The sequence below is a fragment of the Streptomyces olivaceoviridis genome, assembly GCF_014650115.1.
Taxonomy (GTDB): domain Bacteria; phylum Actinomycetota; class Actinomycetes; order Streptomycetales; family Streptomycetaceae; genus Streptomyces; species Streptomyces olivaceoviridis.
In genome coordinates, this window is sequence record NZ_BMUI01000008.1 from 110504 (window position 1) to 136125 (window position 25622).

Sequence of the window (25622 nt, forward strand, 5' to 3'; positions counted from 1 at the left end):
CCGGGAACGGGGGCGGCGGTCAGCGCGGGAACAGAAGCCCGGATTACCCCGAATGCCGTAATGGTGAATCCGCCCTATCGTCGTGTCATGGAGCACGCACTGAGTCCCGTGACCCTTGCCGAACTGCGGCGCCCGCGTCCGTATCCGGCAGTCTCCGTACTGACCCCGACGCACCGTCGGGAACGCGGAGGCGGCCAGGATCCGGTCCGGCTGCGCAACGCGCTGACCGAGGCGCGCAGGCGCCTGGAGTCCGACCCCGCCGTCACCCGTGAGCGGCGCGCCGACGTCGTGGCACAGCTCGACCGCGCCCTCGCGGAGGTCGACCTGACGCATGCCGAGGACGGTCTGGTGATCTTCGCCGCTCCGGGTGAGCACCAGGTCTGGTCCCTGGCCCGGACCGTCCCCGAGCGGGTGGTGCTGTCCGACACCTTCCTCACCCGCAACCTGGTCGCCGCACACACCGCCGAGCGGCCCTACTGGGTGCTGTCCGTCGCCGCGGACCGCGTCACCCTGTGGAGCGGCGGCCCGGACCGGGTCGTGGAGGACCGCTGGGGCGGCTTCCCGCTGGAGCGCAGACGGGAGAACTTCGACGCGGAGCGCCAGATGCGGATCGGCGATCTGCCGAGCACCTTCCGCGACGAGGGCACCCGCCAGTTCCTGCGCGAGGCGGACACCGCCATGGGCACGGTCCTGCGCGAACAGCCCCGTCCGCTCTACGTCATGGGCGAGCAGGCGGCGCTGTCGCTGCTGGACGAGGTCGGCAGCGTCGCCAAGTCCGCCGTGCACGTCCCGCACGGTGGCCTCGGGCACGCCGGCCCCGACGCGGTCTGGCAGGCGCTGCGCCCGGTACTGGCGGAGGAGTCCCGCAAGGACACCACGGCCGTGGTCGAGGAGCTGACCTCGGCGCGCGGTCACCGCACGTACGCGGCCGGACTGGACGAGCTGTGGCAGAGCGCCCGGGAGGGCCGGGTCCGGCTGCTGGCCGTGGAGGAGGACTTCCGGGCCACCGTCCGCGATGTCGGCGAGCACCTGGTGCCGGCCGAACCCGGCGACCTCGACGCCCGCGACGACATCGTGGACGAGATCGTCGAGCAGTGCCTGGAGACGGGCGCCGAGGTGCGCTTCGTGCCCGACGGCGCGCTGGGCGACGCCGACGGCATCGCGGGAGTGCTGCGGTACTGACCCTGCGGGGCCGCCCTTGCGTCGGCGTACGCTACGGCGTGATCGTCGGCGTAAGGGAGCGCGCACATGGGTGACCTGCTGGGTGTGGCGGTACTGGGTGCCGGACACATGGGGGCCGATCACATACGACGGCTCGACCAGGTGGTCAGCGGAGCCAGGGTCGCGGCGGTGGCCGACCCCGATGCCAAGCGGGCCGCGTCAGCGGCGGCCGGGCTCGACGGGGTCAGCGTGCACACGGACCCGGTGGCCGCGCTCGACGCGCCCGGCGTGGCGGCCGTCCTGATCGCCTCCCCCGGCCCCGCGCACGAGGAGGCGCTGCTCGCCGCCTTCGCCCGCCGGCTGCCGGTGCTGTGCGAGAAGCCCATGGTGCCGGACTCCGCCGGTGCCCTGCGGATCGTGGAGGCCGAGGCGGCGCTCGGCCGCCGGCTGGCGCAGATCGGCTTCATGCGCCGCTACGACGCCGAGTACCGGCGGCTCAAGGCCCTGCTGGACGGAGGCGGCCTGGGCCGGCCGCTGATGCTGCACTGCACGCACCGCAACGTCTCCTCCCCCGCCGGCTTCACCAGCGCCATGCTGATCAACAGCTCGGTCTCGCACGAGATCGACGCGGCCCGCTGGCTGCTCGGGCAGGAGCTGACGGCGGTCACCGTGCTGCGGCCCACGCCGTCCTCGGACGCGCCCGAGGGCCTGCTCGACCCGCAGTTCGTGCTGTTCGAGACCGAGCGGGGCGCCCTGGTGGACGTGGAGGTCTTCGTGAACAGCGGCTTCGGCTACCAGGTGCGCTGCGAGGCCGTGTGCGAGGCGGGCAGCGCCCGGATCGGCGACGAGCACACCATGGTCGTCACCACCCGGGGCGGCGCCCGGGAAGAGGTGGCGCAGGACTACCTCGTCCGCTTCGCCGACGCCTACGACCGTGAGGTGCAGGCGTGGGTCGACGCGACCCGGCGCGGGGAGGTCACCGGGCCGGACGTGTGGGACGGCTACGCGGCGTCCGCCGTCGCCGAGGCGGGGGTCCGCGCTCTTCAGACGGGAGGCCGGGTGGCCGTCGACCTGGCCCCGCGTCCGGACCTGTACGCCACCGCGGGCCGCTGACGCCGGCGGCGCGGGCGGCCGGTGCCGTCCGTCCGGCTGGCTGGCTGGCTGGCTGGCTGGCTGGCGACCGGACCGCCACTGAGGTGCCACCGCCTCACACCCCGTCGAACAACGCGCTCAGCCCCCGCTCCACCACGTCGGCCACGTCCTCCTGCCCGCCGGCCACCACCTCGTACGTGCGCACCAGGAAGCGCCGCAGCGACGACGCCGGGAACAGCAGCAGGGCCATGCCGTGCGGCGAGTGGAACTCCACCACCGTCCGGGTACGGCCGTACGGCCATATCTGCACGTCCCCGTGGCCGGCCGGGGCCCGCAGCCCCTGGTCGAGCAGGGTGCGCGCGAAGGTCCAGGTGACCTCCTCACCGTGCAGCGCGGCCTCGGCCGGGAAGTCCACGAACACGGCGAGGGGGTCGTCGGCGGTGTAACGAAGAGTGGCGGACACCGGGACCTCCTGGTCCTGGGCGGTGACGAGCCGGGCCTCGGCGAGCTGTTCGACGGTGATGTCCATGCTCTTAAGGAGTCGGCTCGGCCCTGTCACATGCCGCCAATTCCGGTCAGACTTCGTCAGATACCGGCCGCTCCGCACCGTCACGGAACACACAGGCGTCGAACACGCGCTTGAACACGGGGGCCGGGCGGCCCGAATTGGCTCAACTCGCGTACCAGTGCTACGACTTGGCCACCCGGGCGGGTACGCCGTTCGTACCCGCGAATCCCCTCGGGGAGACTCTGGCATATGCCAAAAGCACCACCGTATCGTGTGTTGCCAAATCCCTTACAGGGCGTCGCGGGCTGTGCGACAGTCGTAGCGGTCCCCCGTCATCCCCGCCGTACCGTCCCCCATCGGAGTGCGTCATGCCGTCCCCAGTCTCCGCGGACCGCCCAGCCGCCCAGCCGCCCGGGCGCGGCTCGGTCGAGGCGCTGATAACGCAGGCGCGGCGGCTCAAGGGCGACGTGGACGCCGTACGGCGGGACACCCGGAGCGACGGCGCGGACCCCGAGGAACGCTGGCAGCGCGCCCTGTACGACCTCGCCCTGCACCAACTCGACGATCTGGACGCCCACTTGGCCCAGCTGCGGGACGGCCCGCAGCCCGCCCCGGCCGAGCCCGCGGCGCCGCCCGCGCCGGCCGCCGTCCCGAGCGGCTCGCTGCTCAGCCGCGTCGGCAGCGCCGAGTGGGATCTGCTGACGGACGAGGCCACCTGGTCCGGCGAGCTGTACCGGATCCTCGGCCTCGACCCGGACCGTCCGGCGCTCACCCTGGACGAGCTGCCCAGCCTGGTCCTGGACGAGGACCGGCCGAAACTCACCGCGATGGTCACGGACTGCCTGGTCGACGCCAAGCCGATCGACGGCGAGTTCCGCGTCGTACGGCCCGACGCCTCCGTGCGGACCGTGCACATGATGGGCGAGCCGGTGCTCGGCGCCGACGGCGGCACGACCTCCATGTGGGCCGTGCTGCGGGACGTCAGCGAACTGCGCCGCAGCCAGCGGACGGTGCGCGAGACCCGTGACTCGCTGCACCTCCACCGCCGGCAGCAGCAGACCGAGCACCGGATCGCGGTCGAGTTGCAGGAAGCCGTGCTGCCACCCTGGCGCGGCTCCCTGCGGCTCCCGCGCCAGGGACCGGGCGCGCTGGACCTGGCGGCCCACCGCCTCCCGGCCGCGACCCCGACGCTGCTCGGCGGCGACTGGTACGACGCCCTGGAACTGACCGACGGCCAGATGCTGCTCAGCGTCGGCGACCTCACCGGACAGGGCGTGGCCGTCGCCTCCGGCATGGCCACGCTGCTCGGCGCCGTACGCGGGATGGCGATGGCCGGCACGGAGCCCGGCCAACTGCTCACCCTGCTCAACCGGTTACTCGACACCACCGTGCAGCCCGCCCTCGGCAGCGCCGTCTGCTGCCGCTACCGGCCCGAGACCCGCACACTGGTCTGGGCGCAGGCAGGACACCCCGCCCCGCTGCTGTACCGCGACGGGACGGGGCGCGTGCTGAACGCATCGGACGGCGTCCTGCTCGGCGCCTCCTCGGGCGCCGTCTACGGACAGTCCGTCGTCACCCTGCGACCGGGCGACCTGCTCCTCCTGCACACCGACGGGCTGCTGTCGGGCCACAGCGGGACGGCGGCCGTGGACCGGCTGCTCGGCCTCGCCCCACGGTTCGGCGCGGCGCGCACCGCGCAGGACTGTGTGCGAACGGTCGTCGAGGAGTTCGGTGGAGCCGGGCGCGAGGACGACGCGTGCGTGCTCGTCGTCAAGGTCACGACCTGACGGTCACCCTGTGACCGACCCTCCGGTCCGGGCAGCGCACAGGCCCCCTACGCCTGTGCGCTGTTGCCCTCCCCCTTGCTCCTCGGCTTGGGCAGGGCGCGCCTGATCTCCTCCCGCAGCTCGTGGATCTTCGGGTAGCCGGCGTACTCCGCGGTCAGCCGGTACATCTGCCGCAGCCGGTCCCAGGTGCGCCGGGAGGAGTTCGAGCCCATCGACATCAGGGCCAGCCGGGCGTAGCGGTCGGCCTGTTCGGGGTCGTCGGCGATGAAGCAGGCCGACGCCATGGACAGATGGTCGAAGATCTTCGACCGCTCCCGCCCGTCGACGCGGAGGGCGAGGGCCTTCTGCGCGTAGTGCTGGGCGGGCGCGGCCGCGCCCGGGTCGAACTCCGCCAGCGTGCGGTACGCGAGCGCCTGCATGCCGTACAGATCCTCGTCCTTGAAGGTCTGCATCCAGCCCGGCGGTTCCACGTCCTGCCGGTCGGAGACGAAGAGGTCCTCCGCCCGCCCGAGCGTGCGGCGCATCGCCTGGCCCTTGCCCATCGACGCCTGCGCCCAGGCCTCGATGGTGTGGAACATCGCCTTCGTCCGTGGTTGCAGGCGGTCCCCGGCGCCGGACTGGGCGAGCTTCATCAGGTCCAGCGCGTCGTCCGGCCTGCCGAGGTGCACCATCTGCCGGGCCGCCCGCGACAGCGCCTCACCCGCGCGCGGACGGTCACCGCCCTCTCTGGCGGCGTGGGCGGCGATGACGAAGTACTTCTGCGCCGTGGGCTCCAGGCCGACGTCGTGCGACATCCAGCCCGCGAGGACGGCGAGGTTGGCCGCGACGCCCCACAGGCGCCGCTGGAGGTGGGGAGGGTGGCGGTAGGCGAGCATGCCGCCCACCTCGTTGAGCTGGCCCACGACCGCCTTGCGCTGCAACCCGCCGCCACGGGCCGCGTCCCAGGCGCGGAACACCTCGACCGAGCGCTCCAGCTCCTCGATCTCCTGGGATCCGATGGGGGCGGCCTCGTAGCGGTCGAACCCGGCGGGGTCGGCGTGCAGGGGGTCGTCGAGGACAGGGGCGTCGGCCTTCAGGGCCGGGTCGGTGTGCAGCCAGTCGTGCATGGCGCTGCTGAGTGTGGATCCCGCGGCGAGCGCGGCACCCGCGCCCACCAAGCCGCGTCGGTTGAGCATGAGGTCCATTCCCGTGAATTCGGTGAGGACCGCGGCGGTCCGTTCGGGCGCCCACGGCACAGCGTCAGGATGTTCCTCGATCCCGTCGCTCTGCCGTTTCCCCGTACGCCCGTGCCGCACCAGACCTAGGTCCTCGATGGTCACGACACGGCCGAGACGCTCGGTGAACAGGGCCGCCAGCACCCGCGGCACCGGATCGCGCGGGATCTCTCCCCTGTCGATCCACCGCCGCACCCGGGAGGTGTCGGTCGCCAGCTGGGGGTGGCCCATGGCCGCCGCCTGCCGGTTGACCAGCCTCGCGAGTTCGCCCTTCGACCAGCCGGCCAGGCCGAACAGGTCCGCAAGGCGGGTGTTGGGTTGTCCGCTCACGTCAAGCCCCCAGGTTCTCGGCTGAGTTGACAGTAGCCGGGTGCAGGTTGCCGGGCGACTATTCGCCAGGGTTCGCCAGGGTCCGCCAGATGGTGTGCCACCGGCGATCGGGTGTCAGGTAGGAACGCGCCACCCCGACCCGGTCGCCACCCGCATATGACGGCCGTATACGGCCGAGCACGGCGGGCGATGACGGGCACATTCCCCAGGGTGTACCCGGACGGCCGGGCCGGGTGGGCGCACGCTCCCGGAACCACGCTCACGGGGCACGCGATGTGAGCATGGGTTCGGGACGCGGACGTACAGGCAGGCACCGCAGGCACACGAAGGGATCTGTTTCTCCCATGTACGCAGCATCGTCCTCCGTGTCCGCCCCGCCCCGGCCGCTGCGCCCCCGCCCGGCGGGCGGTGGGCCCTACCTCGACCCGGCGCCGCGTCCGGGCGGTCCCGTGCCGGTCGCGGGCCGGACCCGGCGGGTACCGGGCCAGCCCGGCACCCAACCGCTCAGCGGGAGGCTGGACTTGTCCGGCCCCCAGGGCGCGCAGCTGCGCACCGCGCTCGCCTCGGTGCACCGGATCTGCCCGGAGTTCGCCCCGGTGCAGGTCCTGCGGCGCAGCGGACGGTCCGTCCTCCTCGTCGGGACGACAGGGCGCAGCACGGCCGTCGCGAAGTGTCTCCTGGACCACTCACCTGCCTGGGCGGAGCGGAGCCGCCAGGAAATAGCCGCATACCGCACGTTCGTCCGGCACCGGCCGCCGGTCCGGGTGCCGAGGCTGATCGCGGCGGACCCGGACAACTGCACGCTGGTGATCGAGCGGATGCCGGGCCGGACGGCGGCGTTCCAGCGGCATCCGATGGAGGCCCCGCCTCGCGCGGACATCCGGGCCGCGCTCGGCGCGATCTGCCGGCTGAACGCCTGGCGGCCCCCGGCGGGCACCTTCGACGTGCCGCTGGACTACGCGGCCCGGATCTCCCGATACCACGAGCTGGGCCTGCTCACCGACCGGGACCTCGGTGACCTGCAAAAGCTGCTGCACGGCATCGCCCATGAGGTGGGCCGGCAGGGCATGCTCCAGTTCTGCCACGGCGACGCCCTGCTGTCGAACATCCTGTTGTCACCGGCCGGTCCAGTGCTGGTGGACTGGGAGCACGCGGGCTGGTATCTGCCGGGGTACGACCTGGCGACGCTGTGGCTGGTCCTCGGGGACGCGCCGGTGGCCCGGCGGCAGATCAGCCAGATCGCCCAGTCGGCGGGACCGGCCTCCCGGGACGCCTTCCTGGTGAACCTGATGCTCCTGCTGACCCGGGAGATCCGTAGGTACGAGACGGCCGTGCAGCGTTCGATGCACGACACGGCCCCGGCGGCACCGGCCGTGTCCCATCCCGGTGCCACGCCGTCCGGCGAGGAACAGCGGCTGCTGCTCAGGCGGTTGCACGACGACTGCCAGATGGCCCGCAAGGCCGTCCGCGCGGCGGTCGGCACTCGCTGACGGGGCGACGGCTCCGCGGTGCGTCCTGAGCGGCGGCGCACCGCGGACCTTCTGCGCACGCCCGGACTCCGAGAGCCACTGGTGTATGCCAGTGACGCCCCGCAGGCCCGCGCACCGCCGCCGCGAAACTCGCCCGAAACCCTCCGTGACATGGGAAATCACCGTCCTGAAGGCATCATTGACGGATCGTCGGCAAGCCGGTACCACTGACCCAGCTCGGCGCCGTACGCCCCGCCACGCCCCGCCCGTCACAGGAGGCCGCATTGCGAGGATCCGCCACCGACCCCACGTCCACACCCGGCCACAGACGTCTGCGGCGGACCGCCGTCCCGCTCGCCTCCGCGGCCCTGCTGCTGCCCCTGCTCGGCGCCGCCCCGGCGCCCACCACCGCGGATTCCAGCACGCACCGGTTGCAGCACGCGTTCGCCACCGCGGCGGCCGACCACCACGTGCCGCAGAGCGTTCTGCTGGCCGTCTCCTACCTCCAGTCCCGCTGGGACGCGCACGGCGGCGCGCCGAGCGTGACCGGCGGCTACGGCCCGATGCACCTCACCGACGCCCGGACCGCGCTCGCCACCGCGGAGCACTTCGCCGAGGGAACGGAGGACGCCCGCGGCGACAGCGCCCGTGCCGCGCTGCACCCCGTCGTCGAGGCGCCGGCCGAGTCGGCGGTCCCGGCCCGTCTGAAGACGCTGCCGAGGGCGGCGGAGCTGACCGGCATCCCCGCCGAGGAGCTGCGCACCGACCCGGCGGCGAACGTGGCGGGCGGTGCCGCCCTGCTCGCCGCCACGCAGAAGGAGCTGGGCGAGCCGCTGAGCGCCGACCCGGCCGACTGGTACGGCGCGGTGGCCCGGTTCTCCGGCGCCGACGACACGGCGACCGCCGCCGCGTACGCCGACGACGTGTACGACGTGCTGCGCACCGGCGAGGAGCGCGTCACGGACGACGGCCAGCAGGTGTCCCTGGCCGCCCAGCCGCGGCTGACCCCCGACACCGGCCGACTGGGCCGCACGGGCCTGCGCACGCTGCCCGCGGACGGCACCGAGTGCCCCAAGTCGGTGTCCTGTGTGTCGGTCCCGGCGCCGTACGAGGAGTTCGGGGACAACGACTACGGCAACCACGACCTCGGCGACCGCCCGGCGTCGCAGAGCGTCAAGTACATCGTCATCCATGACACGGAGGGCGCCTGGGACGGGGTCATGAACCTCATCCAGGACCCCACCTATGTGTCCTGGAACTACACGATCCGCTCCACCGACGGTCTGATCGCCCAGCACGTCAAGGGCAAGGACGTGGCCTGGCACGCCGGCAACTGGTACGTCAACGCCAAGTCGATCGGCATCGAGCACGAGGGCTTCCTCGTCTCGCCGGACGCCTGGTACACGGAGGCGATGTACCGGTCCTCGGCGCGGCTGGTGCGGTACCTGGCCCGGACGTACGACGTCCCGCTGGACCGGCAGCACATCCTGGGCCACGACAACGTGCCCGGTCCGACCGCGTCCACCGTCCCGGGGATGCACACGGACCCCGGCCCGTACTGGGACTGGCAGCACTACTTCCAGCTGCTCGGCCACCCGTTCCGGCCCACGGCCGGCCGGCACGCCGAGGTGCTGACGATCCTGCCGGACTACGCCTCCAACCGGCCCGTGTACACCGGCTGCACCACCAAGGGCGAGCCGTGCGCGGCGCACGGCTCCAGCGAGGTGCGGCTGTACACCGACCATGACGTGACCGCCCCGCTGATCAAGGACATCGGGCTGAAGACGGACCCGACCGACGGGGTGAACGACCTGTCCTCGCGGGTCTCCACCGGCCAGCAGTACGCGGTGGCCGACCGCTGGGGCGACTGGACGGCCATCTGGTACCTGGGGCAGAAGGCCTGGTTCCGGAACCCGGTCGGGGACCCGACGGCGGTACCGGCGAGGGGCCTCGTGGTGAGGCCGAGGGACGGCCTGGCGAGCATCCCGGTGTACGGCCGCGCCTACCCGGAGAAGGAGGCCTACCCGGCGGACGTCCCCGCCCAGTCGGTGGTACCGCTGCCCTACACGATCCCGGCCGGGCAGAAGTACGTGGTCGGTGACGAGGTGCCGGGCGAGTACTACTACGCGGTCACCTTCACCCCCGACTCGCACCGGGTCGTGGTGGGCCGGGACCTGTACTACGAGATCCAGTACGGCCACCGGGTCGGGTTCGTCCGGGCGGCGGACGTGACGCTCGAAGGGCCGGCGCACTAGCGAGGGCCGGGGTCTGTCACCCCGTCCCTCGCCCCGCGCCCGTCCCTGCTCTCAGCCCTGCTGGAAAAGCTCCGCCGGGAGCGGCTTCAGCAGGGCGTACAGGTCGTCGGTGATCGGGCGGTCCCAGGCCGCGATGGTGACGAGGACGCCGTCGCTGCGGTCGAACTGGACGCAGGAGATCCGGCTCTCGGAGAGCTTCAGCCGCCGCACGATGAGGAGGTTGTCCCCCTGGAGCACCGGGGTGTCCTCGACGCCGACGACGGTGACCTCCTCGTCGTTCTCCAGCGCCAGCAGCAGCTGTCCCACCTCGAAGGGGATCTCCCCCTCGGCGACGTCACGGGCCGGGGAGCCCTCGGGAAGGTTGCCGATGATCATGGCGGGGCCGCGTCCGCCGAACAGGTCGTACCGCAGGAAGACACCCTGGCAGGTGCCGTCGGGGGCGGGCAGCAGGCCCGCGCCGAGGTTGCCCGGCCAGTCGCCCGGGTCCATGGCCAGCACGTCGAAGTCGGGTCCGGCGGGGGTCGCGCTGCGGCGGCGGAGGAACGACATGCGGCCATGGTACGTGCCTGGGCTCGGGTGGGTGACCTGCGGGCGCCCGGGAGATCGGCCAGGCCCTGTCGTGCGGACCGGACCGGCTGCCGGGGGCCGTCGAGCCGAGCCGGGCGGGGCCTGGCGCGTGCAGCCGCCGCGAGGCGGAGGAGGCCGCCGGCGCGATCCGGGCCCCCCGCGCGGGCGCGGCCGAGCGCGCGGGAGTCGGCAACCGGCGGCAATGCGGCGGACGCGCGCGCCGGGCCCCGCGACGCCGGGATGACCGACGGCAGCGGCTAGCGCAGGGGGCAGCTGGTGAGCAGGGTGGCCGGGTCCGCGCCGGCCGGGCGGGCGACGGTTCGGTCGGCGGGCGGGCGGCCGGCTCCGGCGAGCCAGCGTTCCAGGGCCGTGAAGGCGGAGCGGTGGCAGGGCACCATCGGGCGGAGCCGGTCGGGGAAGGCGTCGGCGAGCGAGTCGGTGTGGGTGCCGTCCTCGATGCGGTAGTAGCGCAGCAGGGAGCCGCGGCCGGCCTGGTGGACCATGCGCGCGTAGACGTCGGAGTCCTGGCTGATCGGCAGGAGTACGTCGAGGGTGCCCTGGAGGGTGATCAGGGGCTTGCCGATGCGTCCGGTCAGGGCGATGCGGTCGACGGCCCGGTGGACGTCGGCGGGCCGGTCCGGGTAGGCGTAGTCGGCGTCGCAGGCGGGGGTGCCGGAGGCGCAGTACGGGGTGCCCGCCTCGGTGTCACCGTCGTAGCCGGGGTCGAGTTCCTCCCGGTAGATCCGCTGGGTGAGGTCCCAGTAGACCTGGTGGTGGTACGGCCACAGGAACTCGGAGCCGGCCGGGAAGCCGGCCCGGTGCAGCGCCGCCTCGGCCTCGGCCGCGCCGGGGCCGCCCGCGGCGTAGGCGGGGTAGTGGCGCAGCGCGGCCGGCAGGAAGGTGAGCAGGTTGGGGCCGTCGGCGCGCCAGAGGGTGCCCTCCCAGTCGACTCCGCCGTCGTACAGCTCGGGGTGGTTCTCCAACTGCCAGCGCACCAGGTAGCCGCCGTTGGACATGCCGGTGGCGAGGGTGCGGGCCGGGGGCCGGTGGTAGCGCTGGGTGACGACGGCGCGGGCGGCGCGGGTGAGCTGGGTGAGGCGGGTGTTCCATTCGGCGATGGCGTCGCCCGGACGGCGGCCGTCACGGTAGAAGGCCGTGCCGGTGTTGCCCTTGTCGGTGGCGGCGTAGGCGTAGCCGCGGGCGAGCACCCAGTCGGCGATGGCCCGGTCGTTCGCGTACTGCTCGCGGTTGCCGGGGGTGCCGGCGACCACCAGGCCGCCGTTCCAGTGGTCGGGCAGCCGGATGACGAACTGGGAGTCGTGCTGCCAGCCGTGGTTGGTGTTGGTGGTGGAGGTGTCCGGGAAGTAGCCGTCGATCTGGATGCCGGGGACGCCGCTGGGCGTGGGCAGGTCCTTGGGGGTGAGGCCCGCGTAGTCGGCCGGGTCGGTGTGGCCGGTGGCCACGGTCCCGGCGGTGGTCAGCTCGTCCAGGCAGTCGGCCTGCTGGCGGGCGGCACCGGGGACGTGCAGCCGGGCCTGCCCCGCGCAGTGGGCGTCCGCCGGCCCCGGGCCGACGGGTGCCGCGGTGGCGGGGGTGACCAGGAGGGAGCAGGCGGCGGCGAGCGAGAGGGCGCCCAGCGCGGTGCGCCGGGCGGCGCGGCCGAGTGGTGGTGTGGGGCGGGGAAGCATGGGGTTCCTCCGGCGGGTTGGGGACGCGCTGGAGGCTAGGGGTGGTGTGGAGGTTTCGGACATGTGTTGGGCCGCCATGATGACGGCGCGTTCGACGGCGTCGGGCACCATGGCGACCCTTCATGTGCGCTGACTGGCTGTCAGGGGCAGCCGGTGTCGGCGAGGGTGAAGTAGCCCGGGGGTGACTCCTTCAGCGTGTGGGTGACGAACGTGTTGTAGAGGCCCATGTTCTGCTGGGAGCCCTTGGCGTAGGTGTAGCCGCCGCTGGTGGTGGCCCGTCCGGCCTGCACCTGGGCGTAGTTGCTCGCCGTCCAGCAGGCGGCGGTGCCGCCGCCCGGGTCCGGGTCCGGGCTGCCCGGGTCGCTGGTGTCCAGGCCGAAGAACCGGGCGATCCAGCGGCTGGAGCAGATCGAGTCGAGGAAGTACGGGGCTGCGGTGCTTCCGCACTGTTCGCTGCCGGTGCCCGGGTCGACCGGGGTGCCGTGCCCGATGCCCGGGACCCGGTCGACCTCGACGGCGACCGTGCCGTCGGCGGCCAGGTACTGGTCCTGCCGGGTGGCGTCCGGCCCGATCGTCGTCGTGCGCGTGGGCGTCTGGGACAGGCCGTGCAGGGCCGTCCACTGGTCGCGCAGCTCGGTGGCGTTGCGCGGTACGACGGTGGTGTCCTGGTCGCCGTACCAGATGGCCGTGCGCGGCCACGGCCCGCCGTACGACGGGTAGGCGTCCCGCACGCGCTGGGCCCACGCGGCCGGGCTCAGGTCGACGCCGGGGTTCATGCAGGTGTAGGGGCTGTTGTCCTTGGTGCAGTCGTAGGGCAGGCCGGCCACGACCGCGCCCGCCGAGAACACGTCGGGGTAGGCGGCGAGCATGACCGCGGTCATCGCGCCGCCGGCGGACAGGCCGGTGACGTAGACGCGCTGCGGGTCGGCGCCGTAGGCGGTGACGGCGTTGCTCACCATCTGCCGGACCGACAGGGCCTCGCCCTGGCCGCGCCGGTTGTCGCCGGTCTGGAACCAGTTGAAGCACTTGCTCGCGTTGTTGGCGGTGCCGGTCTCGGCGAGCACGAGCAGGAAGCCGTCGCGGTCGGCGAGTTGCGGCAGCCCGGAGTTGTCGGCGTAGACCTGGGCGCTCTGCGTGCAGCCGTGCAGGGCCACGACCACCGGCGGATGGGCCGGCAGGGTGGCGGGCCGGTACACGTACATGGTGAGGGCGCCCGGGTTGGAGCCGAAGTCGCTCACCCGGGTGAGCGTGACGGCGGCGTGCGCCTGGGGCGCGGGGCCGACGAGCGCGGTGCCGAGGACGACGGCGAGGACGGCGAGAAGGCGGGGCAGGAGGCGGGACAGCAGGCGGGCCCGTGGTGGCGCTCCGGGTGCCCGGCTGAACGGGGACAGTGGCATGGCGGCTCCTTCGGTGGACACACGGGTCCCGGCCGCTCCCGCGCGGGGCGGCGCCTTGCGCGCCTGGCGTGCCGAGCGCGGCGGAACCAGCCGGGAGTGCCGGAACCATAGGTTCAGGTGTGTCCGGGGACCATGGCGCGGCGCACCACAGCGGTGGGGTCGTCCGTCGGCATCGGACGGATTGCGGAGCGCGGTGCGGTCTGCTAGGCCGACGTCGTCCCGCACCACCCCACGTGCACCACCCCATGTGCGTCACTTCGCCTGCATCGTTGAGCCGACCGCACTCCGCCGACCGCACTCCGCCGGCCGCACTCCGCCGCACCTCACCCGGCGGCCGAACTCCTCGGCCGCACTCCCCTGTCGTCGCTCCTCGGCCTCACTCCTGTGGTGGCGTCGGCGGCACCACCGCGATCGGGCTCGCCGCGTGCAGCAGGACGGCCTGGGTGACCGAACCCATCATGCGGGCCGGGGCGAGCAGCCCCCGCCGGTGCCGGCCGACGACGACCAGGTCGGCGTCCTTCGAGGCGGCGACGAGGTGGCCGGCCGCGTCGCCCGGCAGTGCCTCGGCGTCGGCGCGGACCTCGGGGTGCCGCTCGCGGTGCGGGGCGAGGAAGCCCTCGGCGAGGGCGCGGGTCTCGTTCGCCACGGCGTCCTGGTCGATCGGGGGCGGCACCAGCTGGCCGGGCGCCGACCAGGTCTGCACCGGCCACGGGTAGGCGGCGATCACCTGGAGCCGGGCGTCGCGCAGGGCCGCCTCGGCGAACGCGAAGGCGAGGACGGACTCGTCGGGACTGTCGACGTGCAGGCCGACGACGACCCGCGCCCCGGGCTCGGCCGGCCCCTCCCCGTGCACCTCCCGGCCCGGCCGGGGTACGACGACCACCGGGCACTCGGCGTCCCGGGCGGCGGCGAGGCCGTTGGAGCCGAGGAGCAGGCCGGCGAAGCCGCCGCGGCCCCGGGAGCCGAGCACCAACAGCTGGGCGTCGCTGCCCAGTTCGGGCAGGACGGCACCCGGTACGCCCTCCACGGCGAGGTACTCCACGGCCGGTGGCCCTGCGTGGTCCGCGAGCCGGCCGCGCACCTCGTCGAGCACCGGATCGCCCTCCGCCTCGGGCGGCCCGGCGACCAGCACGTCGGCCTGACCCCAGGCGGCGTACTGCCGTACGTGCACCACGCGCAGCGGTGCCGCACGGCGGCGGGCGGCGTCCAGGGCCCAGTCCAGGGCGCGCAGACTGTCCGCGGAACCGTCGACCGCGGCGATGACCGGCGCAGTGTTCATCCTTGCCCCACCTCCGGAACACGACCTTCCCCTTGCTGGAACCAGCCTGGCTCAGGCCCGGCCCCGGCAGGGCTCTGCCGGTCGCGTGTCCGGAAATCCGGCCGGAACACCCCCGGTTCAGGTGAGGTCGAACTCGCCCTCCCGCGCGCCGGAGACGAAGGCGCCCCATTCCGCGGGCGTGAAGATCAGGGAAGGGCTCTCCGGCCGGCCGCTGTTGCGCATCGCGATGAAGCCCTCGACAAAGGCGATCTGGACATCGCCCAGACCGCGGCTGCTGGACTGCCACTCGGCCTTGCTCAGGTCCAGCTCCGGCTTGTCCCAGCCCGCGAGCGGCGGCTGCTGGATGGTGCTCTCGGCCACGTCCCTGCTCCTCCCGGTTCGTCGTCCGCGGGTCAGCCTAGCGACCGGTCGCTACGGCGGACAGGGCACGCGGGGAGAACCCTCCGGCGGGCCGGCCGGTCGCTCCGGCGGGACCGTCAGGAGTCGGGGGGCTCGGCGCCCACGAGCCACATCGAGAAGAACTGGGAGCCGCCGCCGTACGCGTGCCCGAGCACCCTGCGGGCGCCGTCCACCTGGTGTTCTCCGGCCTGGCCGCGCACCTGGAGGGCGGCCTCGGCGAAGCGGATCATGCCGGAGGCGCCGATGGGGTTGGTGGAGAGCACACCGCCCGACATGTTGACGGGCAGGTCCCCGTCGAGCTCGGTCACGCCGGACTCGGTGAGCTTCCAGCCCTCGCCCTCCGCGGCGAAGCCCAGGTTCTCCAGCCACATGGGCTCGTACCACGAGAACGGCACGTACAGTTCGGCGGCGTCGATGTCCCGGCGCGGGTCGGTGATGCCGGCCTGCCGGTAGACGTCGGCGGCGCAGTCCTGGCCGGCCCTCGGGGAGACGAAGTCCTTGCCGGCGAAGAGAGTGGGCTCGCTGCGCATGGCGCCGCCGAGCAGCCATGCGGGCGGCCGGGGGGCACGGGCGGCCCCGGCGCGGTCGGTGAGGACCATGGCGCAGGCTCCGTCGGAGGACGGGCAGGTCTCGGAGTAGCGAATGGGGTCCCACAGCATGGGCGACGCCACCACCTTTTCCAGGGTGATGTCGTGCTCGTGGAGGTGGGCGTAGGGGTTCTTCAGGGCGTTGCGCCGGTCCTTGTGGGCCACGAGGGCGCCGATGGTGTCGGGGGCGCCGCTGCGTCGCATGTAGGCGCGCACATGGGGGGCGAAGAAGCCGCCGGCTCCGGCGAGCAGGGGCTGCTGGAAGGGGATGGGCAGCGACAGGCCCCACATGGCGTTGGATTCGGACTGTTTCTCGAAGGCGAGGGTGAGGACCGTGCCGTGGACGCGGGCGGCGACCAGGTTCGCGGCGACGAGCGCGGTGGAGCCGCCGACGGAGCCCGCCGTGTGCACCCGCAGCATGGGTTTGCCGACCGCGCCGAGCGCGTCGGCGAGGTACAGCTCGGGCATCATCACGCCCTCGAAGAAGTCGGGCGCCTTGCCGATGACGACGGCGTCGATGTCGGCCCACGTCAACTCGGCGTCGCCCAGCGCGCGTTGCGCGGCCTCGCGGACGAGTCCGGCGATCGACACGTCCCGGCGGGCGGCGACGTGCCTGGTCTGGCCGATCCCGACGACGGCCACGGGTTCCTTGCTCATCGTGGATCCCCTTCGAGTACGGCGACCAGGTTCTGCTGGAGGCAGGGGCCGGAGGTGGCGTGGGCGAGGGCGCGGTCGGAGGCGCCGCGGTGGATGCGGGCGGCGGCCTCGCCGATGCGGATGAGCCCGGCGGCCATCACGGGGTTGGCGGCGAGGGCGCCGCCGGAGGGGTTGACGCGCACGCCGTCGTCGAGGCGGAGGGCCCGGCGCAGGACCACTTCCTGGGAGCTGAACGGCGCGTGCAGTTCGGCGGTGTCGACGGGCCGTTCGAAGGCGCCCGCGTTCTCGGCCGCGAGCCGGGTGGAGGGTGAGTCGGTGAGGTCGCGCACGCCCAGGCCGTGGGCCTCGACGCGGTGGTCGATGCCCCGGATCCAGGCGGGCCGCTCGCACAGCCGGCGGGCCCGCTCCCCCGCCGCGAGGATCACGGCGGCGGCGCCGTCACCGATGGGCGGGCAGTCACCGGTGCGCAGCGGCCGTACCACGTAGTCGCCCTGGGGTACGCGGCCGGTGAGCTGGGCGTGGGGGTTGGCGGTGGCGTCGGAGCGGCTGCGGGCGCCGACGGCGGCGAGCGCGGGTTCGTCGGTGTGTCCGGCATCCAGGAGCGCCTGGGCCTGGAGGGCGGCGAGGGCTATGGCGTCGGGCCACAGGGGGGCGACGTAGTACGGGTCGAGCTGGCGGGTGAGGACGTCGCGGACGGAGCCGGGCGAGCACTTGCCGTAGGAGTAGACGAGCGCGGTGTCGGCGTCGCCGGTGAGCAGTTTGGTCCAGGCCTCGTACAGGGCCCAGGCGCCGTCCATCTCGACGTGCGACTCGGAGATCGGCGGCCAGGCGCCGACGCCGTCGAGGGCGAGGGTGAAGGAGAAGGCGCGGCCGGCGAGGTAGTCGCTGGAGCCGGAGCAGGTGAAGCCGATGTCGGCGGTCCGCAGGCCGGTCTGCGCCAGGACGTCGTGCAGGACCGGCATGAGCATCTCGACCTCGGAGGACTCCTGGGTGGAGCGCCGGTGGGCGGTCTGGGCGAAGGCGACGACGGCGATGTCCCGCGGGCCTGCGGCTTCCTCGCTGGTCACAGCAGCTCCTTGTACGTCTCGTAGGCCGCGTCGGGCTCGCCGGTGGGCCGGTAGTGGTCGGGGTGGCGGGCGCCCTCGGTCCACACCGGTTCGACGCGCAGGCCCATGCGGACCTGGTCGTAGGGGATGCCGCCGATGCGGGCGTGCAGGGCGAGGTCGGCGCCGTCCAGGGCGATGTGGGCGTAGACGTACGGGACCTCGATGTCGAGGTTCTTCGCCTTGATGTTGACGATGCAGAAGGTGGTGACTGTGCCGCGGGGCCCCACTTCGACCTGTTCTGCTGTGGCGACCCCACATGTGGGGCAGGCACCCCTCGGCGGGACGTACACCTTGCGGCAGGACGGGCAGCGCTCTCCGACGGTGCGCCGCGCGGAGAGGGCGTCGATGTAGGCGGACTGGGCGCGGCCGGGCGAGTAGGTGTAGTCGAGGCGGGCGGGGGCGACGATGCCGGTGAGCGGGTCCTCGAACGCGCCGCTGTGACCGCCCGGTCGGGCGGGGTCCCCGTCGTACGGTTCGAAGCAGGCGATGTCGGTGATGGCGCCGGTGCGTTCCCCGGCCCAGCGGACGCGGACGCGCAGGCCGGTGCGGACGGCGTCGGGGCCGGGGGCGTCGAGAACGTGCAGCAGGGCGGTGTCGGCGCCGTCGAGCCGGACCAGGACCCACGCGAAGGGTGTGGTGAGGGGCTGGCCGCGGCGGGGGGCGTGGTTCCAGGCCCAGGTGGTGACCGTGCCGGTGGGGGCGACCTCCACCAGGTCGTGGATCTCCTCGGCGGTGACGGGGTCGTACTCGACGGGCGGGACCAGGGTGCGGCCGTCGGTGGTGCGCACGCCCAGGACGACGCGTTCGCGCAGACCGGTGAGGAAGGCGCTCTGGACGGGGCCGAGGGAACGGGTGAAGGGGAACTCGACGACGAGTGGGGCCTTGAGGACTTCTGGCATCGGCTGCCTCCTCGGGAGGTCGACGGTGGGAGCGCGCGCGAGGGGCGCGGGGCGGTGGCATCCGCGGTTCCGCCGCGCGGGTACGGCCGGCCGGGGACGGCCCGCCGGCGGCACGTCATGCGCGCTTGTAGACGGGTGGCCGTTTCTCCACGAAGGCGCGGGACCCCTCCTTGGCGTCCGCGGTGTCGAAGACGGGCCGGCCGCGGGCGAGTTCGGCGGCGAGGCCGTCGGCCTCGGTCATCTCGGCGGTCTCGTACACGGACGCCTTGACGGCTTCGACGGCGAGCGGGCCGCACGCGTTGACCTGTTCGGCGATCTCCAGGGCCTTGGCGAGGGCGGTGCCGTCGGGGACGACATGTCCGATCAGGCCGATGCCGGCGGCTTCCCGGGCGCTGTAGGGGCGTCCGGTGAGCAGCATCTCCAGGGCGTGGGTGCGCGGGATCTGGCGCTGGAGGCGGACGGTGGAGCCGCCGATCGGGAAGAGGCCGCGTCTCACCTCGTACAGGCCGAAGGTCGCGGACTCGCCCGCGACCCTGATGTCGGTGCCCTGGAGGATCTCGGTGCCGCCCGCGACGCAGGGGCCCTCGACGGCGGCGATCACGGGTTTGCGGGGGCGGTGGTGGCGCAGCATCGCCTTCCAGTGCAGGTCGGGATCGGCCTTGAGCCGTTCGCGGTGCTCCTCTCCCCGCATACGGTCGCCGGCGAGGGCCTTGAGGTCCATGCCGGCGCAGAAGGAGCCGCCGGCGCCGGTGAGCACGATCGAGCGGACGGAGTCGTCCGCGTCGGCCTCGGTCCAGCCGTCGTACAGGCCGACGAGCATCGCCAGTGAGAGCGCGTTCCTGGCGTCGGGCCGGTTGAGCGTGAGCACCAGTGTGGCGCCTTCTCGTCGCACGGTGAGGTGTTCCGTCCCACCCATGGGTCATCTCCCCTCGGTCAGAACGAGAACAGGTTGCAGGAGGCGAGGGGGCACTTCAAGAGTTTTCTGACAGCCAGTCAGATTTCTTCGGTACGAGCCCTTCACAGTTGCCGCGCCCTTTGCTCTGATGACCGGCGAACCGACGGACGCGCCTCACGTCGCCAGCACTGCCGGGTCAGGAGGAAGCGGTGGAGTACAACCTTGCCGACCTGTTCGAGTCGGTCGTCGACGTGGTCCCCGACCGCGAGGCGCTCGTGTACCTCGACCATCCCGGCACGGGCGCGGAGCGCCGGCTGACCTACGCGGAGCTGGACGCCGCCGCCAACCGCGTCGCGCACCACCTGATCGACCACGGCCTGCGCCCCGGCGAACACCTCGGCCTGCACCTGTACAACGGCGTCGAGTACCTCCAGACGGTGCTGGCCTGCCTGAAGGCCAGGATCGTGCCGGTGAACGTCAACTACCGCTACGTCGAAGAGGAGTTGGTGTACCTCTACCGGGACGCCGATCTGGTGGCGCTGGTCTTCGACGCGGAGTTCGAGGACCGGGTGGCGGGTGCGCTGCCACGGGCGCCGAAGCTGCGGCATCTGCTGCGGGTGGGCGCACCGGCCGTGGAGGCGGTGCCCGGGGCGGTGCCGTTCGCCGGGGCGGAGGCCGCCGGGTCGTCCGGGCGGGGCTTCCCCGCGCGCTCCGGGGACGACCAGTTCATCATCTACACCGGCGGCACGACGGGCATGCCGAAGGGTGTGATGTGGCGTCAGGAGGATTTGTTCTTCGCCGGGCTGGGGGGCGGGGCGCCGACCGGGGAGCCGGTGAAGGCCCCGGAGGAGCTCGCCCGGCGGGTGGCCGCGGGCGGCGCGGGGATCACCTTCTTCCCCACCCCGCCGCTGATGCACGGCACGTCGACGCTCACGGCGTTCATCGGCTTCCACTTCGGCCAACGCGTGGTGCTGCACCGCAAGTTCGTACCGGAGGAGGTGCTGCGGACCGTCGAGCGGGAGAAGGTCACCAGCATGTCCCTGGTCGGGGACGCGATGCTCCGGCCGCTGGTCGACGCGCTCGGCGGTCCCCTGAAGGGCACCGACTGCTCGGCCCTGTTCAGCGTCTCCTCGTCGGGCGCGATCATGTCGGAGACGGTGCGCCGGCAGTTCCACGAGCTGCTCCCGCACGCCGTGCTGCTGAACAACTTCGGCTCGTCCGAGTCGGGCTTCAACGGCACCGCGACCGAGGACTCGGGGCCCGAGCGCGGATTCCGCGTCCGGGTCAACTCCCGTACCCGGGTGGTGGATCCGGCGACGCATGAGCCGGTCGCACCGGGCGAGGTGGGCCGGGTCGCGCAGTGCGGTCACGTACCGCTCGGGTACTACAACGACCCGGCGAAGACCGCCGAGACGTTCTTCGAGAAGGACGGGCGGCGCTGGGTGCTGCTGGGCGACATGGCGACGGTCGACGCGGACGGCGTGGTCACCGTCCTGGGCCGGGGTTCGCAGTGCATCAACACCGGGGGCGAGAAGGTGTACCCGGAGGAGGTCGAGCAGGCGCTCAAGGCGCATCCGGATGTGTACGACGCGCTGGTGGCCGGGGTGCCGGACGCCAGGTGGGGCAACCATGTGGCGGCCGTGGTCCAGCTGCGCGCGGGGGCGCCGCGCCCCTCGCTGGCCGACATCCAGGGCCACTGCCGTAGCCGCCTGGCCGGGTACAAGGTCCCCCGCCAGCTGGTCATCACGGACGCCATCCAGCGGTCGCCGAGCGGCAAGGCGGACTACCGGTGGGCGCGGCAGGTGGCGGTGGCGGCGGAGCGGCCGTAGTGCGGGGTGCCCCGCCCCGACGGGACCGCACCCGGTGATCACTCCGTGTGCCGGTCACGCTCATCGCCCACGACCCCGAGGCCCGCCTCCGGTCGGGGGACCCGTCACCGGTCGAGGAAGGCGAGCGTCCGGCCGACGAACCGTTCCGGGGCGTCCAGCCAGGGGTAGTGCGCGGCGCCGGGCTGGACGGCGCACTCGGCGTGCCGGAAGGCCTCGGCGGTGCGGCGGGCGACGGCGGGGCTCGGCCAGCCGTCGAGCGCGCCCGCGTACACGAGGACCGGCGCGGTCAGGGCGGCGAGGGCCTTCCGGGTGGCGTCCGGGGTGAAGGCGCCCTCGGCGAAGTAGCGCTCGCCGGCCTCCTCGTTGGTCTGGCGCAGCTCGGCGTCCGCGTGGGCCCGGGCGGTGTCGTCCCAGCGGCCGTGGAAGAACGGCAGGAACACGTCGTCGAAGTCCGCCTCGCCCGTGAGCCAGGCACGGAAGGCGGGGAACGCCCGCCCGAACCACGGCTCGTCCGCACGCAGCCGGGCCGCGGCCAGCCGGTCCTCGGCCACGGCCCGCAGGCCCAGGGCGGACGGGTTGGGGGTGACCAGCACCAGCCGTCGTATCCGCTGCGGATGGCGGGCCGCGTAGAGCATCGCCAGGGCGGCACCCGCCGAGTGGGCGAGCAGATCCATGTGCTCCAGACCCATGTGGTCCCGCCATACCTCCAGGTCCTCGACCATCCGGTCGCAGCGGTACGTCGCCGGGTCCGCGGGCGCCTCAGAGTCACCGGTCCCCCGCAGGTCGAGCAGGGCCAGCCGGCGGTGCGCGGCCAGCCCGCCCAGTTCCCCGAGGTACTCGGAGGCCCGCATGGGCCCGCCGGGCACCACGGCGAGCGGCTCCCCCCGCCCCCGCAGGTGGTAGGCGAGCCGGGTGCCGTCGGACGCGGTGAAGATCGGCATGCCGTCGATCATGGCGGCGCCCGCCGCTCGGGCGCAACACAATCGCGCCCCCGCGCGGAAATTCTTCGCCGCCCTCTTGCCTCAGGGTTCGTGAGCTGCATTTACTGACCCGGAACACCTCGACCGAATGATCGGTCGGTGGAACGACGTGCTGGTGAGGGAGACGTCGCGATGGCGGATGTGACGGACCTGCTCGACGCGGGCGAACGGCTCGGACCCGAGGAGTTGCGGGCGCTGCAACGGGAGCGGCTGCGCGCGTCGCTGCGGCACGCGTACGAGAACGTGCCGTTCTACCGCGAGTCCTTCGACAAGGCCGGCGTCCGCCCGGAGGACTGCCGCACCCTCGCCGACCTCGCGCACTTCCCCTTCACGACCAAGGCGGACCTCCGGGAGAACTACCCGTACGGCATGTTCGCCGTGCCCCGGGAGAAGATCCGCCGGCTGCACGCCTCCAGCGGCACCACGGGACGCCCCACCATCGTCGGCTATACGGACAACGACATTTCCATGTGGGCCGACGTGGTGGCGCGGTCGATCAGGGCGGCCGGCGGCCGACCGGGCGATGTCGTCCATGTGGCGTACGGGTATGGGCTGTTCACCGGTGGTCTCGGTGCGCACTATGGCGCCGAGCGCCTGGGCTGTACGGTCGTCCCCGCGTCCGGCGGCATGACGGCCCGGCAGGTGCGGCTGATCCAGGACCTGGAGCCGTCCGTCATCATGGTGACCCCGTCCTACATGCTCACCCTGCTGGACGAGTTCGAACGGCAGGGCGTGGACCCGCGCACCACCTCGCTGCGGGTGGGCGTCTTCGGTGCCGAGCCCTGGACCGAGCAGATGCGGCGGGAGATCGAGGAGCGGTTCGCGATCGACGCCGTCGACATCTACGGGCTGTCCGAGGTGATCGGCCCCGGCGTCGCCCAGGAGTGCGCGGAGACCAAGGACGGCCTCCATGTGTGGGAGGACCACTTCTACCCGGAAGTCGTGGATCCGATCACGGGTGAGGTGCTGCCGGAGGGCGAGCGGGGCGAGCTGGTGTTCACCTCGCTGACCAAGGAGGCCATGCCGATCGTCAGGTACCGCACGCGGGACCTGACACGGCTGCTGCCCGGCACGGCCCGGGTGTTCCGGCGGATGGAGAAGATCACCGGGCGCAGCGACGACATGGTGATCCTGCGCGGGGTCAATCTGTTCCCGACCCAGATCGAGGAGATCGTGCTGCGCACGCCCGGTGTGGCGCCGCACTTCCAGCTGCGTCTCACCCGCGAGGGCCGCATGGACGCGCTGACCGTGCGGGCCGAGGCCCGCCCCGACGCACCGCCGGAGGTGCGGGAGGCGGCGGCCCGGTCCATCGTCGCGGCGGTCAAGGACGGCATCGGGGTGTCGGTCGGCGTGGAGATCGTGGAGCCCGAGTCGCTGGAGCGCTCGGTGGGCAAGATCCGCCGGATCGTGGACCTGCGGCCACACGACGCCGGGTAGGACCCGGCCGGCGGAACTGGGCGAGGTCGTACGGCGCCGGCGGTGGCCAGCGGGTCTGCCTGATCCACCTCGACTTACCCCGACGACGACCCTCCTCCGGCGGCGACCGCTTCGTGGACGGCCTGGTGTTCCGGTGCGACCCGGACACCGTCGTACGGAAGCCGCGCGGGCACGTCGACGCGGGCGCCGACCGTGGGGCCGTACAGGTGATCGGCGTGCGGCCGGGCGAGTCGGCGCCGCCGCACCGACGGTCGCCGGCCGACGCGCTGCCGCCGGCGAAGGACTCGGCCGGCCGATGAGCGACCGGCCCGGTCGCGGTACCCGCCGGCCGAGCGTCATGCCCCGGGCCCGGGCGTCGTGTGTCCGGGCCCGGGCTCCGTCCGCGCCCGGGCGCCGTACGCCCAGACCCGGGCTCCGTCCGCGCCCGGGCGCCGTACGTCCGGGCCGGCCGCCGTGCGCCCCGGCCGGCCGCCCTACGCCCCGGCTAGCCGCCGAAGCGGTCGCGCAGTTCGCGCTTGAGGATCTTGCCACTCGCGTTGCGCGGCAACTCCCCCGCGAACAGCACCCGTTTGGGCGCCTTGAACGGCGCGAGCCTCGCCTTCACGTGCGCGATCAGCTCCTCCTCCGTCACCTCGCCGCGCGGGACGACGACCGCCGTGACGGCCTCGATCCACCGCTCGTCCGGCAGGCCGACCACGGCGGCCTCGGCGACCGCCTCGTGGGTGTACAGGGCGTCCTCGACCTGGCGCGAAGCCACCAGGACGCCACCGGAGTTGATGACGTCCTTCACCCGGTCCACGATGGTGAAGTACCCGTCGGCGTCCCGCACGGCGAGGTCCCCGGAGTGGAACCAGCCGTCGCGGAAGGCCTCGGCGGTCTCCTCGGGCTTGTCCCAGTAGCCCTCGCACAACTGCGGTGACCGGTAGACGATTTCGCCGGGCGTGCCGGCGGGGACGTCCTTGCCGTCCTGGTCGACCACGCGGGCGTCGACGAACAGGACAGGACGGCCGCAGGAGTCCATCCGGCCCTGGTGTTCGTCGGGCGCGAGGACGGTGGCCAGCGGGCCGATCTCGCTCTGGCCGAAGCAGTTGTAGAAACCGAGCTCCGGCAGCCGCTCGCGCAGGCGCTCCAGGACCGGCACCGGCATGATCGACGCGCCGTAGTAGGCCTTGCGCAGTCCGGACAGGTCCCGGGTCGCGAAGTCCGGGCGGCCCGCGAGGCCGATCCAGACCGTCGGCGGGGCGAACAGGCTGTCCACGCGGCCCGCTTCGATCAGGTCGAACAGCCGGTCCCCGTCGGGCGCGTCGAGGATCAGGTTGGTGGCGCCGACCGCGAGGTAGGGCAGCAGGAAGACGTGCAGTTGCGCGGAGTGGTACAGCGGCAGGGAGTGCGCGGGGCGGTCACCGGCGCTGAGGTCGAGGGCGGTGATCGCGCTCAGGTACTCGTGGACCAGGGCGCGGTGCGTCATCATCGCGCCCTTGGGCAGGGCGGTGGTCCCGGACGTGTAGAGGAGCTGCACCAGGTCCTCTGTGCGTGGCTCGGGGCCGTCGTACGGGGGTGTGGTCGCCAGGCGCGCCAGGAGCGAATCGCCGGTGTCGCGCAGGGGCAGCGTGCGGACGTCGTCGGGGAGCCGGCCGGCGATGCCGGGGTCGGTGAGCACCAGGGAGCTGCCGGACTGGCGGACGAGGTACGCGAGGTCGTCGCCGGTGAGGTTGTGGTTGACCGGCACGTGTACGAGGCCGGCGCGGGCGCAGGCCAGGAAGCCGATCAGGTACGCGTCCGAGTTGTGGCCGTAGGAGCCGACCCGGTCGCCGGGGGCGAGGCCCTGGCCGAGCAGGACGCCCGCCGCGCGGGAGACGGCCTCGTCGAGTTCCGCGTACGTCCAGGCGCGGCCGGCGTACTCGACCGCGACCCGTGCCGGGGTGCGCCGGGCGCTGCGCCGCAGCACCCCGTCCACCGTGCTGCCCTGTCCCTGCGTCATGACTCATGATCCTGGGTCCGGCGCCGGGGCGGGTCAAGCACCCGGGCGGCCCGGACGCGTACCGGTCGGCACGCCAACCGTCGATTTCCTCCACGACGTTGGGAG

The 25622-nt window shown here is 73.3% G+C and carries 20 protein-coding genes; 7 read left to right on the forward strand and 13 right to left on the reverse strand.

Features of this window, described 5'->3' with window-relative positions:
• Window positions 1–87 precede the first annotated feature (87 nt).
• Complete coding sequence (locus IE273_RS17605; protein WP_189816129.1) at window positions 88–1182, forward strand: baeRF3 domain-containing protein; 1095 nt, start codon at window positions 88–90, stop codon at window positions 1180–1182.
• 66 nt (window positions 1183–1248) lie between these two features.
• A complete protein-coding gene (locus IE273_RS17610; protein WP_189816130.1) occupies window positions 1249–2274 on the forward strand; it encodes a Gfo/Idh/MocA family protein in 1026 nt (341 codons plus the stop codon).
• Window positions 2275–2368: 94 nt separating this feature from the next.
• Here IE273_RS17610 and IE273_RS17615 read toward each other — a convergent pair whose 3' ends face one another.
• Entirely contained in the window at window positions 2369–2782 is a 414-nt protein-coding gene (locus IE273_RS17615) for an SsgA family sporulation/cell division regulator (RefSeq protein ID WP_189816131.1), read from the reverse strand.
• A gap of 347 nt (window positions 2783–3129) precedes the next feature.
• On the opposite strand from IE273_RS17615, the gene IE273_RS17620 reads away from it, so the two are divergent.
• On the forward strand, window positions 3130–4548 hold the full coding sequence (locus IE273_RS17620) for a PP2C family protein-serine/threonine phosphatase (RefSeq protein ID WP_189816132.1): 1419 nt from the start codon (window positions 3130–3132) through the stop codon (window positions 4546–4548).
• 47 nt (window positions 4549–4595) lie between these two features.
• Here IE273_RS17620 and IE273_RS17625 read toward each other — a convergent pair whose 3' ends face one another.
• On the reverse strand, window positions 4596–6092 hold the full coding sequence (locus tag IE273_RS17625) for a DNA-binding protein NsdB (RefSeq protein ID WP_189816133.1): 1497 nt from the start codon (window positions 6090–6092) through the stop codon (window positions 4596–4598).
• A gap of 344 nt (window positions 6093–6436) precedes the next feature.
• Here IE273_RS17625 and IE273_RS17630 point away from each other — a divergent pair, with 344 nt between their 5' ends.
• Together IE273_RS17630 and IE273_RS17635 are read left to right on the forward strand one after the other, a co-directional pair.
• Complete coding sequence (locus IE273_RS17630; protein WP_189816134.1) at window positions 6437–7582, forward strand: aminoglycoside phosphotransferase family protein; 1146 nt, start codon at window positions 6437–6439, stop codon at window positions 7580–7582.
• Window positions 7583–7845: 263 nt separating this feature from the next.
• Window positions 7846–9816: an N-acetylmuramoyl-L-alanine amidase gene (locus IE273_RS17635; protein WP_189816135.1), complete on the forward strand. Its 1971-nt coding sequence runs from the start codon at window positions 7846–7848 to the stop codon at window positions 9814–9816.
• 51 nt (window positions 9817–9867) lie between these two features.
• Here the strand turns inward: IE273_RS17635 and IE273_RS17640 are convergent, their stop codons facing one another.
• From IE273_RS17640 to IE273_RS17680, 9 genes are all read right to left on the reverse strand, one after another.
• Window positions 9868–10365, reverse strand: coding sequence for a glycosyltransferase family protein (locus tag IE273_RS17640; protein ID WP_014670824.1), 498 nt, complete (start codon window positions 10363–10365; stop codon window positions 9868–9870).
• A 275-nt stretch (window positions 10366–10640) separates the two neighbouring features.
• Window positions 10641–12071, reverse strand: a complete 1431-nt coding sequence (locus tag IE273_RS17645) for a 3-hydroxybutyrate oligomer hydrolase family protein (protein WP_189816136.1) — start codon at window positions 12069–12071, stop codon at window positions 10641–10643.
• 140 nt (window positions 12072–12211) lie between these two features.
• A complete protein-coding gene (locus IE273_RS17650) occupies window positions 12212–13468 on the reverse strand; it encodes an extracellular catalytic domain type 1 short-chain-length polyhydroxyalkanoate depolymerase (protein WP_189816137.1) in 1257 nt (418 codons plus the stop codon).
• A gap of 376 nt (window positions 13469–13844) precedes the next feature.
• A complete protein-coding gene (locus IE273_RS17655; RefSeq protein WP_189816138.1) occupies window positions 13845–14747 on the reverse strand; it encodes a universal stress protein in 903 nt (300 codons plus the stop codon).
• 117 nt (window positions 14748–14864) lie between these two features.
• Window positions 14865–15107 (reverse strand): DUF397 domain-containing protein, encoded by a 243-nt coding sequence (locus IE273_RS17660; RefSeq protein ID WP_014670828.1) that lies wholly within the window; start codon window positions 15105–15107, stop codon window positions 14865–14867.
• A gap of 116 nt (window positions 15108–15223) precedes the next feature.
• Window positions 15224–16390 carry a thiolase family protein gene (locus IE273_RS17665; RefSeq protein ID WP_189816139.1) on the reverse strand — a complete coding sequence of 389 codons (1167 nt, stop codon included), beginning with the start codon at window positions 16388–16390 and terminating at the stop codon, window positions 15224–15226.
• Window positions 16387–17457 carry a thiolase family protein gene (locus tag IE273_RS17670; protein WP_189816140.1) on the reverse strand — a complete coding sequence of 357 codons (1071 nt, stop codon included), beginning with the start codon at window positions 17455–17457 and terminating at the stop codon, window positions 16387–16389. The genes IE273_RS17665 and IE273_RS17670 overlap by 4 nt, the downstream gene beginning before the upstream one ends.
• Complete coding sequence (locus IE273_RS17675) at window positions 17454–18395, reverse strand: Zn-ribbon domain-containing OB-fold protein (RefSeq protein WP_189816141.1); 942 nt, start codon at window positions 18393–18395, stop codon at window positions 17454–17456. Before IE273_RS17675 ends, IE273_RS17670 begins: the two co-directional genes overlap by 4 nt.
• A 115-nt stretch (window positions 18396–18510) precedes the next feature.
• Window positions 18511–19311, reverse strand: a complete 801-nt coding sequence (locus IE273_RS17680; protein ID WP_189816142.1) for a crotonase/enoyl-CoA hydratase family protein — start codon at window positions 19309–19311, stop codon at window positions 18511–18513.
• Between the two features lie 188 nt (window positions 19312–19499).
• On the opposite strand from IE273_RS17680, the gene IE273_RS17685 reads away from it, so the two are divergent.
• Window positions 19500–21119, forward strand: coding sequence for an acyl-CoA synthetase (locus IE273_RS17685; protein WP_189816143.1), 1620 nt, complete (start codon window positions 19500–19502; stop codon window positions 21117–21119).
• Between the two features lie 104 nt (window positions 21120–21223).
• Here IE273_RS17685 and IE273_RS17690 read toward each other — a convergent pair whose 3' ends face one another.
• The gene (locus tag IE273_RS17690) at window positions 21224–22060 is read right to left on the reverse strand and encodes an alpha/beta fold hydrolase (protein WP_189816144.1); all 837 of its coding nucleotides are present in this window, start codon (window positions 22058–22060) and stop codon (window positions 21224–21226) included.
• A gap of 171 nt (window positions 22061–22231) precedes the next feature.
• Here IE273_RS17690 and paaK point away from each other — a divergent pair, with 171 nt between their 5' ends.
• On the forward strand, window positions 22232–23536 hold the full coding sequence (gene paaK, locus IE273_RS17695; protein WP_189816145.1) for a phenylacetate--CoA ligase PaaK: 1305 nt from the start codon (window positions 22232–22234) through the stop codon (window positions 23534–23536).
• Window positions 23537–24020: 484 nt separating this feature from the next.
• Here paaK and IE273_RS17700 read toward each other — a convergent pair whose 3' ends face one another.
• On the reverse strand, window positions 24021–25517 hold the full coding sequence (locus IE273_RS17700) for an acyl-CoA synthetase (RefSeq protein ID WP_189816146.1): 1497 nt from the start codon (window positions 25515–25517) through the stop codon (window positions 24021–24023).
• Window positions 25518–25622: the final 105 nt, after the last annotated feature.